At 69.1% G+C, this 15,188-nt stretch carries 11 protein-coding genes and 1 pseudogene; 7 read left to right on the plus strand and 5 right to left on the minus strand.

Annotated elements, in window-relative coordinates:
• Nucleotides 1–155: 155 nt before the first annotated feature.
• The 4 genes and pseudogenes from JYK17_RS12400 to JYK17_RS12445 all read right to left on the minus strand — a co-directional run bounded on the left by JYK17_RS12400 (nt 156) and on the right by JYK17_RS12445 (nt 7,030).
• Nucleotides 156–806, minus strand: a complete 651-nt coding sequence (locus JYK17_RS12400; protein ID WP_108007666.1) for a DUF7919 family protein — start codon at nt 804–806, stop codon at nt 156–158.
• Nucleotides 799–4,131: a putative adhesin gene (locus tag JYK17_RS40470; RefSeq protein ID WP_441350879.1), complete on the minus strand. Its 3,333-nt coding sequence runs from the start codon at nt 4,129–4,131 to the stop codon at nt 799–801. Before JYK17_RS40470 ends, JYK17_RS12400 begins: the two co-directional genes overlap by 8 nt.
• 76 nt (nt 4,132–4,207) lie before the next feature.
• Entirely contained in the window at nt 4,208–5,848 is a 1,641-nt protein-coding gene (locus JYK17_RS12440; protein WP_222810374.1) for a DUF6531 domain-containing protein, read from the minus strand.
• Nucleotides 5,849–6,424: 576 nt separating this feature from the next.
• A pseudogene (locus JYK17_RS12445) lies at nt 6,425–7,030 on the minus strand (NADPH-dependent FMN reductase).
• A 304-nt stretch (nt 7,031–7,334) separates the two neighbouring features.
• Here JYK17_RS12445 and JYK17_RS12450 point away from each other — a divergent pair.
• Entirely contained in the window at nt 7,335–7,850 is a 516-nt protein-coding gene (locus tag JYK17_RS12450; protein WP_108007662.1) for a hypothetical protein, read from the plus strand.
• Nucleotides 7,851–8,004: 154 nt separating this feature from the next.
• Nucleotides 8,005–8,625, plus strand: a complete 621-nt coding sequence (locus JYK17_RS12455) for a class F sortase (protein WP_108007661.1) — start codon at nt 8,005–8,007, stop codon at nt 8,623–8,625.
• On the opposite strand, the gene cpt is transcribed toward JYK17_RS12455, so the two are convergent.
• Complete coding sequence (gene cpt, locus JYK17_RS12460; RefSeq protein WP_108007660.1) at nt 8,609–9,142, minus strand: chloramphenicol phosphotransferase CPT; 534 nt, start codon at nt 9,140–9,142, stop codon at nt 8,609–8,611. The genes JYK17_RS12455 and cpt overlap by 17 nt on opposite strands.
• 163 nt (nt 9,143–9,305) lie before the next feature.
• On the opposite strand from cpt, the gene JYK17_RS12465 reads away from it, so the two are divergent.
• From JYK17_RS12465 to JYK17_RS12485, 5 genes are all read left to right on the plus strand, one after another.
• The gene (locus tag JYK17_RS12465; protein WP_108007659.1) at nt 9,306–10,517 is read left to right on the plus strand and encodes an NAD(P)/FAD-dependent oxidoreductase; all 1,212 of its coding nucleotides are present in this window, start codon (nt 9,306–9,308) and stop codon (nt 10,515–10,517) included.
• Nucleotides 10,517–13,150 (plus strand): nitrite reductase large subunit NirB, encoded by a 2,634-nt coding sequence (nirB, locus tag JYK17_RS12470; RefSeq protein WP_108007658.1) that lies wholly within the window; start codon nt 10,517–10,519, stop codon nt 13,148–13,150. The genes JYK17_RS12465 and nirB overlap by 1 nt, the downstream gene beginning before the upstream one ends.
• Complete coding sequence (gene nirD / locus JYK17_RS12475) at nt 13,147–13,497, plus strand: nitrite reductase small subunit NirD (protein ID WP_108007657.1); 351 nt, start codon at nt 13,147–13,149, stop codon at nt 13,495–13,497. Before nirB ends, nirD begins: the two co-directional genes overlap by 4 nt.
• A 65-nt stretch (nt 13,498–13,562) precedes the next feature.
• Nucleotides 13,563–14,147 (plus strand): TetR/AcrR family transcriptional regulator, encoded by a 585-nt coding sequence (locus JYK17_RS12480; RefSeq protein WP_128803014.1) that lies wholly within the window; start codon nt 13,563–13,565, stop codon nt 14,145–14,147.
• Between the two features lie 101 nt (nt 14,148–14,248).
• Nucleotides 14,249–15,013 (plus strand): SDR family NAD(P)-dependent oxidoreductase, encoded by a 765-nt coding sequence (locus tag JYK17_RS12485; RefSeq protein WP_164932248.1) that lies wholly within the window; start codon nt 14,249–14,251, stop codon nt 15,011–15,013.
• The last annotated feature ends 175 nt before the right edge of the window (nt 15,014–15,188 follow it).

The following is a 15,188-nucleotide window of genomic DNA, read 5'->3' on the forward strand; positions in this document are numbered from 1 at the left end:
CCCTACGGACGGGTGCCAAAGTCACCCATGCGGATCAGCGGTGGCACTCCAAATGGGTCCGGCACCAGACGCGTCGCCACTGGCCGGGGTGCCAGCGGTGGTGCCGGTCCCGTTAATGGCCGGATCTGAGCGTTATCGCCGATACGCAACAGGCTTTAGAAAACACTTTGCTTAATAATGGACTGAGTCGCCGGTGACAGGCGCCGATAGACGGCCGCATCAATCGTTCCAGCCTTGATCCAGAATCGTGACAGTGACATACCCAGTTCGTATTCGTCTATCTCGCGGATCTGCTCATCATCGACCGAAGCAACAACAGCCCTGTAGGCTCGTTCGTCGCCGTACCATCTCGGCAGGTCATATAGGGCGTTCGCACGCCAACCTGCGTGACCCATCGGATCCGCGAGAATGGCCATCAATGTTTCCGCCCTAGAGTCCCACTGGAGGGAATCATCGATGGAATCGAGCGCTTCCAAGAAGCTCGCTGGTGGGGTATATCCGTGATGCCGCACGTAGTGAAGGATGAGCAGCGGAGCGCAAAACACCACCGAATGACTGGTGGAATAAATGTGAATTTCACCGTTCCCACCCTGCCCGTCCTCCTCGGTGCAGAACTCGCAGTCGTGGCTACCGAGCGTCACACTGCGAGGCATCTTCACCTCCTGAGCCAGCCGCTCCACGAGTCGGTCAACCAGGGGAGCTCCGGACACCGGTATACCCCGTGACACTCCGAGCCATCCGACGTTGATCATCTCGAACGGCGAGTAACCGTCCCGGTAGGCAGACAGATCCTCGTACTCAGCCATTTCCGGCTCCAGGGCGTCGGCATGCAACCCAGTGACAGACTCCCATGTTGGGCTCCAGCAGATCGCTCAGCAGCGTGTCGTCATCCACGACCCTAGACCCTACGCGGTACTTCATGGGCCATCCCGTCTCGGGGTGCCTGCCCAGTGGCGACAGCGTGTAGTTGGGAATGGTCTGCCCTGGCCCGTAGATCTGGACCGGTTCGATTCTTCCGTTGCCAGCGGAAATGATCAGACCGATCTTTGCGTCGAGCCTCCTGCCGTCCTTCACATACATGTATACAGATGTGCCTTCAGGAACTTCGAAGGTGCCATGCCCGTAGTACCCACCGTGGCCGTGTAGCACGACGCCATCGGTCCGTGCGGGCTGCATCCCTAGCAAAGGCTGCGCGATGCCAGCACTCGGATGGCTGAGCTTCACTCCCCGGAACAGGTTCCTGCCCCACGCCCACGCCGGCCTGATCAGGTTCCCGAGTCCGCCGGTGAGGGCGCCGACGAGGAGGTCGCCCGGGGTGGTGGGCTGGCATTGGGCGGTGTTGATGGCCCAGGTCAGGCCTGCTCCGATGGCGGCGTCGGTCACCGTCGCGACTGCGAGGGCCCTGCCGCCCTGCAAGCCGAGTTGGGTGGCGAGGCTGGTGCCTGCGGGAGCGAGGAAGCCGCCGACGGCTCCGACAACCGCGCCTTCCCCGGTGGCCGCGGCGAAGTCGCCCCAGTCGAAGTCGTCCTGGTGTGAGAGGGCGTAGACGCCGCCGCTGACGACGGCTCCGATGGCCGCGCCGATGCACATCGGGCAGTTGCCGGATGGGTCGGCCAGGTTGCCGGGGTCGTTGTCGGCGTAGTTGTAGGCGGACTGGTTGGGGTTGTCCGCTGCGGATCCGATCGGGTCCTGGGTGGTGAAGCGGCGCTGCGTGGCGTCGTAGGAGCGGGCCCGCAGCTGGAGGCGGTCGGGGAGGTACTGGTCCTTGTACTGGCCGGTGTAGCCGTAGGGGCTGGTCTGGCCGTTGGTGATGGTGGCCTTGCCGGTCGGGGTGCCCCAGGCGCTGTAGCTGTAGTGGTAGTTGTCTGCGCCGGCCGCGCTGTACACGGCGCTGACGGAGTGCTGGCGGTCCTGGGTGAAGTAGTAGCTGCCGGCGGTGCGGTCCATCGAGCGGGCCGTGCCGTCGGGGTCGTACTGGTAGTCGGCAACCAGTGCACCAGAGGCGTTGGTGTCGGTGGCGATCTGGGGCAGGGCGTTGTTGAGGTCCCACAGGGAGGTGCCTGCGAGGGTGTTGTTCTTCTTGACGCTTGCGCGGTTGCCGTCGGCGTCGTAGGTGAACGCGTAGCTGTTGCTGCCGATGGTGGCGGTCTTGACCCGGCCTGCGGGATCGTACGCGTAGGTGCCGTCGTCGTCCTTGGTCTGGTTGCCGTCGGCGTCGTAGCCGTACGACGTGGTGGTGGTGCCGTTGGTCGTCGACAGCAGTTGGTCGCCGGCGTCGTAGGAGTTCGTGGTGGTGGAGCTGGACGTGCTCGCCGTCTTGAGGTTGCCGACCTTGTCGTAGGCGTAGGTGGTGCCCGCGGTGCCGGTCAGACACGACGTGGCCGAGGTGTCCGTGCAGGTGTGGTTCATGCGGCCCGCGTCGTCGTACGCGTAGCGGGTCGGGTAGCCGGTGCCGGGCTTGTCGGCGATCAGGCGGTTGTTCTCGTCGTAGGAGTAGGTGTTGCTCAGTGTCGGTGTGGTCAGCGTCGCCAGGCGCCCGGCCTCGTCGTAGGTGCGGTTCTCGGCGCGGGCCGTGGAGGTGGGCAGGGTGACCGCCGTGAGGTTGCCCGCCTTGTCGTAGCCGTATGAGATGGCCTTGCTGTTGGTCGTCTGTGTCTTGGTCCGGCCGACCTTGTCGTAGGTGTAGCTGGTGGACCGGCCGTCCGGGTAGGTGCGCGACTTGAGGGTGTCGTCGGTGTTCCAGACGTAACTGAACGGCTTGCTCTGGCCCGGCGCCGTGATCGTGAGGATCTTGTCGTCGTCGTCGAAGGTCAGGCTGCGGGTGCCGGTGGCGTCGGTGACGGTCTTGGGGCGGCCCGCGTCGTCGTAGAGGTAGGTCTGCTTCGCCGTGCCGTCCGAATACGTGATCTGCGTAGGCAGGTTGCGGGCGTCGACCGTCGTGATGGTGGTCTGAGCGCGGGCGTTGGTGTACTTGGTGCGGTTGCCGTCGAGGTCGTACTCGTACGAGACGGTCTTGCCCAGCGGGTTCTTGACCGACGTCAGCTGACCCTCGGCGTTGTGGCCGTACGTCGTCGTGTGGGTGTTGGCGTCGGTGCTCGTCTCAACGAAACCGGCCGTGTCGTAGGTGAAGCTGGTGGACCCGGAGTCCGGGGCGGTAACCGTCTTCGGACGGTTGAGCTCGTCGTACTCGTAGACGGTCTGCTTGTTGCGGGCGTCGGTGACCGTCGAGACGTTGCCGACCGGGTCGTAGCCGGTGGACTGCTGGTGGCCGAGCGGGTCCGTGAGGGTGGCGGGGTTGCCTGCCGCGTCGTAGCCGTAGGACCAGGTGTACTTGGCCGGGTCGGCGCCGGTGGCATTGCCGCGCGGGTCGACGGCGGTGGCGAGGTGACCGTCGTCGTCGTAGGTGTAGGTGGTGCGCTCGGCTTCCGGCGAGACCTCGGCCGACAGGTGGTTGTCGTCGTCGTACTCGTAGGAAGTGACGTAGCCGGCCCAGGTCTTCGATGTCCGCAGCCGGTTGTCGTCGTCGTAGGTCAGCGTCATGCCATGGCCGAGACCGTCGGTCGTCTTGACCACGCTGCCGTTGTCGTCATAGGCGACGCTGCGGGTGTGGCTGAGCGGGTCGGTGACCGACAGCGGGCGGTTGTCGGCGTCCCACGTGAAGGCTGTGGTCTTGCCCAGCGGGTCGGTGACGGTCTTGCGGTTGCCGACCTTGTCGTAGCCGATGGTCCAGGTGAAGTCCGCCGCGGTGGCTCCGGGAGCGTGGCCGCGGGCCGTGACCACCTGGGTCTGGTTGCCCGCCTTGTCGTACCGGTAGGTGACGACGGCGCCCCGGCGATTGGTCTCCTGAGCCAGTCGGCCCGCCGCGTCGTACCCCAGCGATGTCTGCTTCTGCGCCGGGTCCGTGACCGTCTTCAGGCGGCCCGCGTCGTCGTAGTCGTATGTGGTGGTGCGCTTGAGCGCGTCGGTGACCGTGCGGAGGTTTCCGACGTCGTCGTAGTCGTACGAGGTGGTGTGGCCGCGGGCGTCGATGATCGTCTTGATGCGATCGGCGTCGTCGTAGGTGTAGGTGGTCGTGTACTTCGCCGGGTCCGCCCCGCTGACGTTGCCGCGCGGGTCGACGACCGTGCTCAACCGCCCCGACGGGTCATAGGTGTAGCTGGTCCTGTACCCCTGGGGCGTGGTGACCGACTTCAGGCTGCCGTCGGCATTAGGCGTAGGTGGTGGTCTTGCCGCGCGGGGTAGTGACCGTCTCCAGTAGCCGGCTGGTGGGGTTGTACCCGTAGGAGGTCTTCTTGCCCAGCGGATCCGTGACGGAGGTGAGCTGGTCGTTGGTGTAGCCGTACTCGTAAGTGTTGTACTCGCCGTCCGTGTACGAGGCGACATTGCCGTTGGCGTCGTACGACCAGCCCTCGTCGGAGGCGGAGTTGGAGCGGCCCTTGAGCCGGCCGGAGCTGTCGTAGTCGAACTGCGTCTCGCGGATCTCCGCGTCAATGGCGCTGGTGCGGTTGAAGAACTTGTCGTAGCGGTAGTAACTCTTGCCGTTCAACGGGTCGATCTGCGTGAACAGGACGTTCTTGTAATAAACGTCCGTCCACACACCGCCGTCCGGCGCTGTGACGTCGACCTGGTCGAACACACCGTTCTTGGAGTACGCGAATTTCGTGTCGTGGCCGAGGGCATCAGTCTGGGTCAGGACACGGCCCTGGGTGTCGTAGACGTTGAACGTGACCTGCTTGCCACGCGCGTTCGTCACCTTGTTCAGGCGTCCTGACGCGTCGTAACCGTAGTTTTCCGTCTTGCCGTCCAGCGCGGTCACGCCGGTCAGCTGATCGCCGGTGTAGCTGTAGTCGACGATTCGGCCGTCCGCGAGCGTCACCTTGTCCAACAGGCCGCCCACGTAGGCGAGCTTGGCCGCATGCCCGGCCGCATCCGTGATCGTGGTGGGCCTGCCGTCGGTGTAGGACAGATCCAGACCACGTCCGGTCCGGTCTTTCACCGCGGTCAACTGCCCCGAGGCGTTGAAGCCGTACGCCGTGTGGTCGGCAGTGGTCAGCTTGTAGCCGCTGCCGTCCGCGACCAGCGTCGAGCGCGCCTCGCCCGGCGTCGTGAACGTCCCGCCCGACTTCTTGATGTACGTATGACGAGATCCGCCCTCACCGATCAGCACCGCGTCGCCGTTGGCCCCGATCTGCAGCCGCGTCTCCCACGGCAGCTGCCAGCCCTTGCCGAGCGCACCGGTGAGGGTGTTGTCGGAGGAGTACACCCGTCCGACCGACAACGGCACACCCGGCGACGGGACCTGTGCGTCGCTGAACGCCTCCGTGAACGCACCCGTCGCCGTGTTCACCGGATCGGCACGCATCACCGTGGTACCGGCCGCGCCGCTCGCGTCGCCGCACACCGCGCTGCACGCGGCGCCGTCGGGCAGAGACGGGACGATGTAGAACATGTTGTACGAGCCGCAGGACTCGGTGTCCGTCGGATCGTCCGTCACCGTGGTGCAGGCCCAGACGGTGTAGCTCGGAACCTGCTGCGTGCAGTCGGTCGTCGGTACCGTGAACGAGGCGTTGACCACGGGAAACGTCTTGTCCGTGTTCAACGTCGGCGCTTGGACCGTTTGCCCGAAGTCGTAGGTCTGGACGTCGTCGTTGCTCAGCCGGCAGCCGTAGTAGTCCACCTTCCAGCGGACCTTTACCGGGTGCACCTCGGTGTCCGCACCGCCGGACTGCCAGATCGCCGCCGACACCTGCACCGGCTCACCAGGCACCGCCGCACCAATGTGGTTGCCCAGCGCCATCAGCCAACCGCCCTGCTGCGCGGCCGTGTTACCGAACGGGTCGGCTGACACCTGGTACAGGGCACCACTTGAATACGACGCCGCAGCGGCCGCCCCGGCACGGGTCGTGAAAGAGGCCCGACTGACCGTGCCGCCCGATGCGGCAGGGATTCCGGGTGGCTTGGGGCCCGGAGCTGTCAACTGGCGCTGATTCTGCCTCAGCAGAGCGATCTGGGCAGCCGTCGCTGGCTTGCTCCTCGTCGTGGCCAGACCGCGCGGCTTCACCGGCTTCGCACGGCCCCTGGTCTGCTCACGCCGCTGCTCGGGAGTGACCGCTTGCCGGTGCGCCGCAGGCTGAGGACCCCGATACGCGTGATTGTCGGCTCCCGAACTGCCATCGGCAGTCACCTTGATGAGCCAGCCGCCGCCCGCGACGACGGACAGCACCAACAGCACGATCAAAATGCGCGCACGCGCAGACACAGAGGTCAGCATTCCCCCACCTCGTACACAACGCGCACATCACTGGTCACTCTGTGCACGACTAGTGATCATTTGATGTTCATGTCCATCAAAGATCAAGAGAGGGTCCGACCGATTTCGTCTAGATTGCGAATGATCGCCGGATGGCTTTACAGAATCATTACTTTAAAATTGAACCCCCCGGCCCCCCTTCCCCCGATAACCCCGCTTCCCCCGAGCCTCCCTCAACCCCCGCCCCCACCACACCAGTTGATCCAGCATCACCTTCGCCGCAGCGTTGGCCGCCGTCGGGTCCTTGAGGCGGCCCCCGTCGAAGGAGGTGGCCGCGTTGTGGAAGGAGACCGTGTCGCGGAGGGTGACTGTGTGGAGTTCGGCGAAGACCTAGCGGAGGTGTTCTACTGCGCGCAGGCCGCCTGAGATGCCGCCGTAGGAGACGAAGGCGACGGGCTTGGCGCGCCATTCGGTGAAGTGCCAGTCGATGAGGTTCTTGAGGGCGGCCGGGTAGGAGTGGTTGTACTCGGGGGTGAGTACCACGAAGGCGTCGGCGGCGGCCAGTTTCGGGGTGACGGCGGACAGGGCCGCGCGCGCCTCGGTGGTCGGGGCGAAGGTCGTGGGCAGGTCGGCCTCCGCCACGTCCAGCACGGTGGGGGCCAGGTCGTCCCGGTCCCGCATCCGGTCCAGGAGCCAGTCGGCGACGACGGGGCCGAACCGCCCGTGACGGTTGCTTCCGACGACGACGGTGACGGCGAGGGGCGCTTCTGTGATCTGCATGCCTCACACCCTCGTACCTCGACCTTGCTTGAGGTCAAGCCCGCGCCGCGGGCGCCGGGTCACCCGTTCACACGCCCGCCCTGCGCCCTTCGGGTGCTCTTGAGGCATCCCCCGCCCCACGCCGATGACCTGCGAGAAGTCCCCCCGAGTCACCCGCGCGCGCACCGACCTGACACCCATTCACCACGTTTCTGACGCCCCTTCAGGAAGCGGGCTCGGCGCGCTGCGACTTACCTCGGAAAGGCAACAGGACAACCCACAGGACCAACAGGCACGACACCGAAGACAGCTCGGAGGAGCACCGATGCGACGTACCGCCCGACTGCTGACCGGCACCGCGCTCGCCGTCGCAGCCGCAGGCCTCCTCACCGCGCCCGTGTACGCGGCCGGCGGCGCCAGCCTGGAGGTGTTCCCCTCCTCGGCCGTACCGGGCGGCCAGGTCACCGTGAACGCCGCGGGCTGCGCGGGCGGCACGGCGGCAGGGGACGCCGGCTCGGTGGGCGCGGGCGTCTTCACGCTGGCGCCGAGCGCGCACGAGAACGAGGCCATCGGGCAGTTCCGGGTGCCGTCGAGCGCGCAGCCGGGCACGTACGAGATCGTCGCGAAGTGCGCCGAGGGCGGCCGGCCGATCAAGGGCGATCTGACGGTGGCCCCGGCCGAGGCGCGCGGACAGGCGCCGCGCGGAAGTGTGAAGACGGGGGTCGGCGGCGCTCTGGGCCCCGATCCCGTACAGACCGCGGCAGGCGTGGCGGCTCTCGCCGTCGCCGCCGCGGGCGGTACCTGGCTCCTGCATCGCCGGGCGAGAGGCGACGGGATCTGACGGACACCCTCCGCTGTCCGTCCACCGGTACCGCATGTCCCTCCCCCTCCGGGTCCGACGCCCCTCGCGGCCCGGAGGGGGACCGGGTCCGTCCGCTCCCCCTCGCGGCCCGGAGGGGACCGGGCCCGTCCGCCCAGTCCCGCAGGAGGCCCGCGTGCGCCGAATCAGCAACACCGCGATAGGTGCCGTCACCGTGATCGCCCTGTGCTCGGGCGCCTGGCTGCTCGGTACGGACACCGGGGCGCAGGCCCCGCCGCAGCCGTCCGCCGCGCAGGCCCGCACCGGCAAGGGGGGCGAACCACCCGCAGCGCCCGCGCTGCCGCCCTCCCCGCCCGACCGCATCCGTATCCCCTCGATCCGGGTGGACGCCCCCCTGATGGGCCTGGCCCTCACCCCGTCCGGCAGCCTCGACGTGCCGCCCGCCGCGCAGAAGAATCTCGCCGGCTGGTACGAGGCCGGCACCACCCCCGGCGAGCGCGGCACGGCCGTCGTCGCCGGCCACGTCGACAACTCCCGGGGCCCCGCCGTCTTCTACGACCTCGGCGCCCTGCAGAAGGGCAGCCGTATCGAGGTGGCCCGGCGGGACGGCAGCACGGCGCTGTTCGCGGTGGACGCGGTCGAGGTGTACGACGCCCGCCACTTCCCCGACGCCAAGGTGTACGGGGCCGCCGCCCGCCCCGAGCTGCGGGTGATCACCTGCGGCGGGGGATATTCACGCTCGACGGGCTACAAGGGGAACGTGGTGGTGTTCGCGCACCTCACCGGGAGCCGCTGACGACGGCCGCCGCGATGGTGCGCGCACACTCCAGTGACTCGGTGTGCGTGGTGTCGACCTCCATGTCGTAGACCACGCCCTGGTGCGCCAGCTCCGCCTGCTTCCGCGCCATTCCGTGCACCCGGTCGCCCCGCGCGATCTCCCGGCCCTCGGCGACGTCGGCCTCGCAGCGCACGCCGACCCACAGCACGTCCAGGCCGTCCAGCACCGCGCGCCACTCCTCCTGGGAGTGCGGCCCGCCGAGGAAGACGTCGTCGACGATGATCCGGGCGCCCGCACGCGCGGTCGCCGCGGCCCCCTTCCGCCACGCCGTCTGCAGCGTCGTGAAGTCGGGTCCGACGCTCACCCCGCCGTCCGGCGAGACCAGCGCGGCCCGCAGGGACGCGGGCAGGGAGTCGACGAACGCGTCGATCGCGAAGGCCAGCCACGGCTCCGGCAGGACCTCCTGCAGACACCGCAGGATGCCGGACTTGCCGGAGCTCGATCCACCGTTGAGCACGATCACCTGAGTCGTCACCCGGCCACCGTAACGTCAGGGCCGTACGCATCCGGCCTCACACCGCCCTCCCCCACCTCCCCCGGAACCCTCACACCCACCCCCCGCCCCCGAAGAGGGCAGCGTTCCGCGCGGGAAACAGTGGTGATGCTGCCGGGAAACACCGGCACCGCACGCTCCAGACATGACCTCGAATACGCGTGTGGTGGTGATCGGCGCCGGGCTCGCGGGCGTCCGTCTCGCCCGGCGGCTCGGTGAGCTCGGCACGCCCGTGACGCTGATCGGCGAGGAGGAGCACCGCCCGTACAACCGGGTGCTCCTCGCCGAGGTGCTGGCCGGGCGGTACAGCCCGGACGTCATCGCGCTGCCCGCGCCCGCCGAGCTCGTCCGCGGCCGGGTCACGGGCATCGACCGCGAGGTGCGCGCCGTACACCTCGCGGACGGCTCGCAGACCACATACGGCACCCTCGTGCTGGCGACCGGCTCGAACCCCGTACTGCCGCCCCTGCGCGGCCTGTTCACGCCGGACCACGTCCTGCCCGAGGGCGTGCACGCGTTCCGCACCATGGACGACTGCCTCGGCCTGTCCAAGGCCGTACGGCCGGGCGTGAAGGCGGTCGTCATCGGCGGCGGGCTCCTCGGGGTCTCCGCGGCCCGCGCGCTCGCCCGGCGCGGCGCCCAGGTCGTCCTCGCCCAGCAGTCCGAGCGGCTCATGGAGCGCCAGCTCGACCCGAACGCGTCGAGGCTCGTCGCGCGGCATCTGGGCGACCTCGGCGTCGAGGTGCACACCGAGTGCCGGGTACGCGACGTGCGCTGCGTGGGCGGCGCCGTCCGCTCGGTCGAGATGCACGACGGCTACGCCCTCGACGCCGACCTCGTGGTCCTGGCCTGCGGGGTCCACCCCCGCGTCGGCCTCGCGCAGAACGCGGGCCTGGACGTGCGCAAGGGAGTCGTCGTCGACGACGAACTGCGCACCTCCGACCCGCACATCCGGGCGATCGGCGACTGCGTCCAGCACGACGGCACCGTGTACGGGCTCGCCACCCCGGCGCTCGAACAGGCCGATGTGCTGGCCGAGTTGCTCGCCGGGCGGACCAACGCCCGCTATTCCGGCACCCGTGCGCTGACCCGGCTGACGCTGGCCGGCGAGGGCTTCTTCGACCTCGCCGCGTTCGGCGAGACGGAGCCGCGTCCCGGGGACGACGTCGTCCAGCTCACGGACGCCACCCGCGGCACCTACCGCAAGGTCGTCGTCCGCGACGACCGCCTGGTCGGCGGGGTTCTCGTCGGCGAACTGGGCACCGTCGGCGCGCTCGCGCGCGCCTGGGAGGGAGCAGAGCCGCTCCCGAACGACGGCCCGCTGCTCCACCTGCTCACCAACGACGGAGGCTCCTGATGACCGCCACCCCGCAGGCCACGGAGGCCACGGAGACCGCCCCCACGATCGTGCTCGTAGGCCACGGCATGGTCGGCCAGCGCTTCCTCGAAGCCCTCGCCGAGCGCGGCCTGACCGCCACGCACCGCGTGGTCGTGCTCTGCGAGGAACCGCGCCCCGCCTACGACCGCGTGGCCCTCACCTCGTACTTCTCGGGCCGCTCTCCCGACGAACTCTCCATGACCGACATGGAGTTCATCGACGACCACGGCATCGAGCTGTACGTCGGCGACCCGGCCGTCTCCGTCGACCGCGAGGCGAGGAAGGTCACCGCCCGGTCCGGTGAGGTCTTCGAGTACGACACCCTCGTCCTCGCCACCGGCTCCTATCCCTTCGTGCCGCCGGTCCCGAACAAGGACGCCACCGGCTGCTTCGTCTACCGCACCATCGAGGACCTGCTCGCGATCGAGGAGTACGCGAAGAACGCGACGGTCGGCGCGGTCGTCGGCGGTGGTCTGCTCGGCCTGGAGGCGGCCGGTGCGCTCAAGGGGCTCGGACTCACCTCCCACATCGTGGAGTTCGCGCCGCGTCTGATGCCCGTGCAGGTCGACGACGGCGGCGGCGCGGCGCTGCTGCGCACCATCGAGGAGATGGGCCTGAGCGTGCACACCGGCGTGGGCACGCAGGAGGTCGTGGTCGACGAGACCGGCGCCGTCACCGGCATGAAACTGTCCGACGGCTCCGAACTCGCCACGGACCTGGTGGTGTTCAGCGCCGGTGTGCGGCCGAGGGACCAGCTCGCCCGCGACTGCGGTCTCACGGTTGGCGAGCGCGGCGGCATCACCGTCGACGAGCAGTGCCGTACGGTCGCCGACCCGCATGTCTTCGCGATCGGCGAGTGCGCGCTGGCCGCCGACGGCCGGGTGTACGGCCTGGTCGCCCCCGGTTACGAGCAGGCCGAGACGGCCGCCGCCACGATCGCCGCGGACGAGGCGTCGTTCACCGGCGCCGACCTCTCCACCAAGCTGAAGCTCCTCGGTGTGGACGTCGCCTCCTTCGGTGACGCGCACGGTACCGCCGAGGACTGCTTGGACGTCGTCTACTCCGACTCCCGCGCCGGCCTGTACAAGAAGCTGGTCATCGGCCGCGACGGCACGCTGCTCGGCGGCATCCTGGTCGGCGACGCGGACGCCTACGGCACCCTGCGCGCCCTGACCGGTTCCGTCCCGCCCATCTCCCCCGAGTCGCTCGTCCTGCCCGCAGGAGCGGGCTCGGGCCCCCAGCTCGGCCCGTCGGCGCTGCCCGACGAGGCGGTCATCTGCTCCTGCCACAACGTCTCCAAGGGCGCGATCCGCGGCGCGGTGACCGAGCACTCCTGCACCACCGTGCCCGAGGTGAAGAAGTGCACCAAGGCCGGTACGGGCTGCGGCAGTTGCGTCAAGGTGCTCGGCCAGCTCGTCACCGCCGAGCTGGAGGCGTCCGGCGTCGAGGTCGACAAGGGCCTGTGCGGCTGCTTCCCGCAGACCCGCGAGGAGCTCTACGAGATCGTCCTCGCCCTGCGCATCAACTCCTACCAGGACCTGCTGGACCGCTACGGCCGCGACGGCGCCCGGGGCGGCGACGGCTGCGAGACCTGCAAGCCGGCCATCGCCTCCATCATCGCCTCCCTCGCCCCGACGATCGGCGCGAGCGGCTACGTCCTGGACGGCGAGCAGGCGGCGCTGCAGGACAGCAACGACCACTTCCTGGCCAACCTGCAGAAGAACGGCTCGTACTCGGTCGTCCCGCGCATCCCCGGCGGTGAGATCACCCCCGAGGGCCTGATCACGATCGGCGAGATCGCCCGCGACTTCGGCCTCTACACGAAGATCACCGGCGGCCAGCGGATCGACATGTTCGGCGCGCGGGTCGAGCAACTCCCGCTGATCTGGATGCGGTTGGTGGACGCCGGTTTCGAGTCGGGCCACGCGTACGGCAAGGCGCTGCGCACCGTGAAGTCCTGCGTGGGCCAGACCTGGTGCCGCTACGGCGTCCAGGACTCCGTCCGCATGGCGATCGACCTGGAGCTGCGCTACCGGGGGCTCAGGTCGCCGCACAAGCTGAAGTCCGCGGTCTCAGGCTGCGCCCGCGAGTGCGCCGAGGCCCAGTCGAAGGACTTCGGCGTCATCGCCACCGTAGGCGGCTGGAACCTGTACGTCGGCGGCAACGGCGGCGCGACCCCGCGCCACGCGGACCTGCTCGCCCAGGACCTGTCCGACGCCGAACTGGTGGGCCTCATCGACCGGTTCCTGATGTTCTACATCCGCACCGCCGACCGGCTCGAGCGCACCTCGACCTGGCTGGAGCGCATCCCCGGCGGCCTGGACCACGTACGGGAGGTGGTGGTGGAGGACTCCCTCGGGATCTGTGCGGAGCTGGAGTCCCTGATGGCGGCGCACGTGGCGAACTACGCCGACGAGTGGGCGACCACCATCAACAACCCAGACAAGCTCGCGCGGTTCGTGTCCTTCGTGAACGCGCCCGACACCCCTGACCCGATCGTCGGCTTCGTACCGGAACGCGACCAGGTCAAGCCCGACCTGCCGCTGCTGTCCATCGGCATGCGCACCACCGACACCACGGCCAACCTCCTGGAAGGAAGCGCCCAGCGATGACCCTGGCACCCGAGACGACCGACCTGAAGATCCAACTCCAGCTGCGGGACGGCTGGTTGGAGGTCTGCGACCTCACTCAGCTGGTCCCGGGCCGTGGTGTCGCGGCGCTGCTGCCCGACGGCCGCCAGGCCGCCCTGTTCCGCGACCGCGGCGGCAACCTGTACGCGATCGACAACCGCGACCCCTTCGGCGGCGCGGCGGTCCTCTCCCGCGGCCTGACCGGCACCCACCGGGGCCGCCCCTTCGTCGCCTCGCCCCTGCTGAAGCAGCGCTTCGACCTGCTGTCGGGGCAGTGCCTGGACGACGAGACAGTGCGGGTGGAGACGTACGAGGTGCGGGCGGCATAGGTACCTCCCATAGCCACTCCCTGCTTTCTTGACCGATCGTTCCGATCAGACCTAGTCTGTGGTACGTGGCCAGGACCAAGGAGTTCGATCCGGACGCCGCGCTGCAGGCAGCCCTGGAGCTGTTCTGGCAGCGCGGCTACGAGGCGACGTCGATGTCCGACCTGGTGGACCGGCTCGGCATCGGACGTGCCAGCATCTACGCGACCTTCGGCAACAAGCACGAGCTGTACCTCAAGGCGCTGGAGCGCTACGACCGGGCCGGGCTCCCGCCGATGGTGCGGGAGCTGTCCCAGCCGGGGCCGGCCCTGCCCGCCGTACGGTCCGTCGTTCGGCGTTACGCCACCGAGGCGGCCGACGAGCAACTGCGGGTGAACGGCTGCCTGGTGACCAACACGGCGAGCGAACTCGCCCCGCACGACGCGGCCGCCGCGCGGCACGTGGAGCGCAACTGGGACCAGCTCGAAGCCGTCCTGCACTCGGCCCTGATCCGCGCACAGGCCCAGGGCGAGCTACCCGCCGACCGCGATCCGCTCACGCTCGCGCGCATGCTGCTGGTGCTGATGCAGGGACTGCGGGTGGTCGGCAAGGCCTCGGCCGACCCGGCACGCGTCAGGGACGCGGCGGAGCAGGCACTGGCGTTGCTGGACTGAGGCACCCCTCGCACCGAGGGACGCTTTCTGCTGGGTCAATACTGAACCGTTCGGTCAATAATCAGGAACCAGAAATCAGCAATCAAAAATCAGGGGAGATCATGACGAGCCGCTTCACCGGCAGAACCGCTCTCGTCACCGGGGCCGGCTCCGGGATCGGACGAGCCATCGCGCTCGCCTTCGCGGCCGAGGGGGCGCGGGTCGTCGTGGCCGGGCGGCGCAGGGAGCCGCTCGACGAGACGGTCCGGCTGATCGAGGACCAGGGCGGCAAGGCGCTCGCGGTGACGGCCGACGTGTCCGCCGCCGCCGACGCCCAGGCACTGGTGGACGCCGCCGTCGACGCCTTCGGCACGCTCGACGTGGCGGTCAACAACGCGGGCGTCTTCCGGGGCGGCGCCCCGCTGGCCGACCTCTCCGAGGCCGACTGGCACACCCAGCTCGACACCAACGTCACCGGCGTCTTCCTGGCAATGCGGGCCCAGATTCGCCGGATGCGCACCCAGCCGTCGGGCGGCGCGATCGTCAACATCGCGTCCACCTTCGGCGCGCACACACGCGTACCGGGAGCCACGGCCTACGCCGCCTCCAAGGCCGCTGTCTCCGCCCTGACCCGGGGCGCGGCCCGCGACCACATCGCCGAGGGCATACGCATCAACGCCGTGAGCCCCGGCGCCGTAGAAACCCCCATGTCCCTGCGCCCCGGCGAAACGGAAGCCGACCGCGAGCACCGCGCAAAGGCCACCCTCCCCCTCGGCCGCGTCTCGACCACCACCGAAATCGCCGCCGCCGTCCTCTACCTGGCCTCCGACGACGCCTCCTCGGTGGTCGGCACGGACCTGGTGGTGGACAGCGGGGCTACGGCGTGACGGGTCACGTCTCGGAGCCGCGGCAGGTTCGCGCCTCCAGCCGGTCGCACACCCACCCCGGCCGGCTACTCGGACGCGGCCCATCCTCGGTGATCGCCACGGCCCTGATGGCGGGCAGCACCGCGACGGCCTGACGGGCCACACCCGGCCCGATCGGTCGGGTCCCGGCCTCACG

Source organism: Streptomyces plumbidurans, from assembly GCF_019857225.1.
In the GTDB taxonomy this organism is placed as follows: Bacteria; Actinomycetota; Actinomycetes; order Streptomycetales; family Streptomycetaceae; genus Streptomyces; species Streptomyces plumbidurans.

What these genes read in the sequence shown, in the direction of transcription:
- JYK17_RS12400 (WP_108007666.1), bottom strand. Translation starts at nt 806, where the DNA reads ATGGCTGAGTACGAGGATCTGTCTGCCTACCGGGACGGTTACTCGCCG.
- JYK17_RS12450 (WP_108007662.1), top strand. Translation starts at nt 7,335, where the DNA reads ATGCGACGTACCGCCCGACTGCTGACCGGCACCGCGCTCGCCGTCGCA.
- JYK17_RS12465 (WP_108007659.1), top strand. Translation starts at nt 9,306, where the DNA reads ATGACCTCGAATACGCGTGTGGTGGTGATCGGCGCCGGGCTCGCGGGC.
- nirB (WP_108007658.1), top strand. Translation starts at nt 10,517, where the DNA reads ATGACCGCCACCCCGCAGGCCACGGAGGCCACGGAGACCGCCCCCACG.
- nirD (WP_108007657.1), top strand. Translation starts at nt 13,147, where the DNA reads ATGACCCTGGCACCCGAGACGACCGACCTGAAGATCCAACTCCAGCTG.
- JYK17_RS12485 (WP_164932248.1), top strand. Translation starts at nt 14,249, where the DNA reads ATGACGAGCCGCTTCACCGGCAGAACCGCTCTCGTCACCGGGGCCGGC.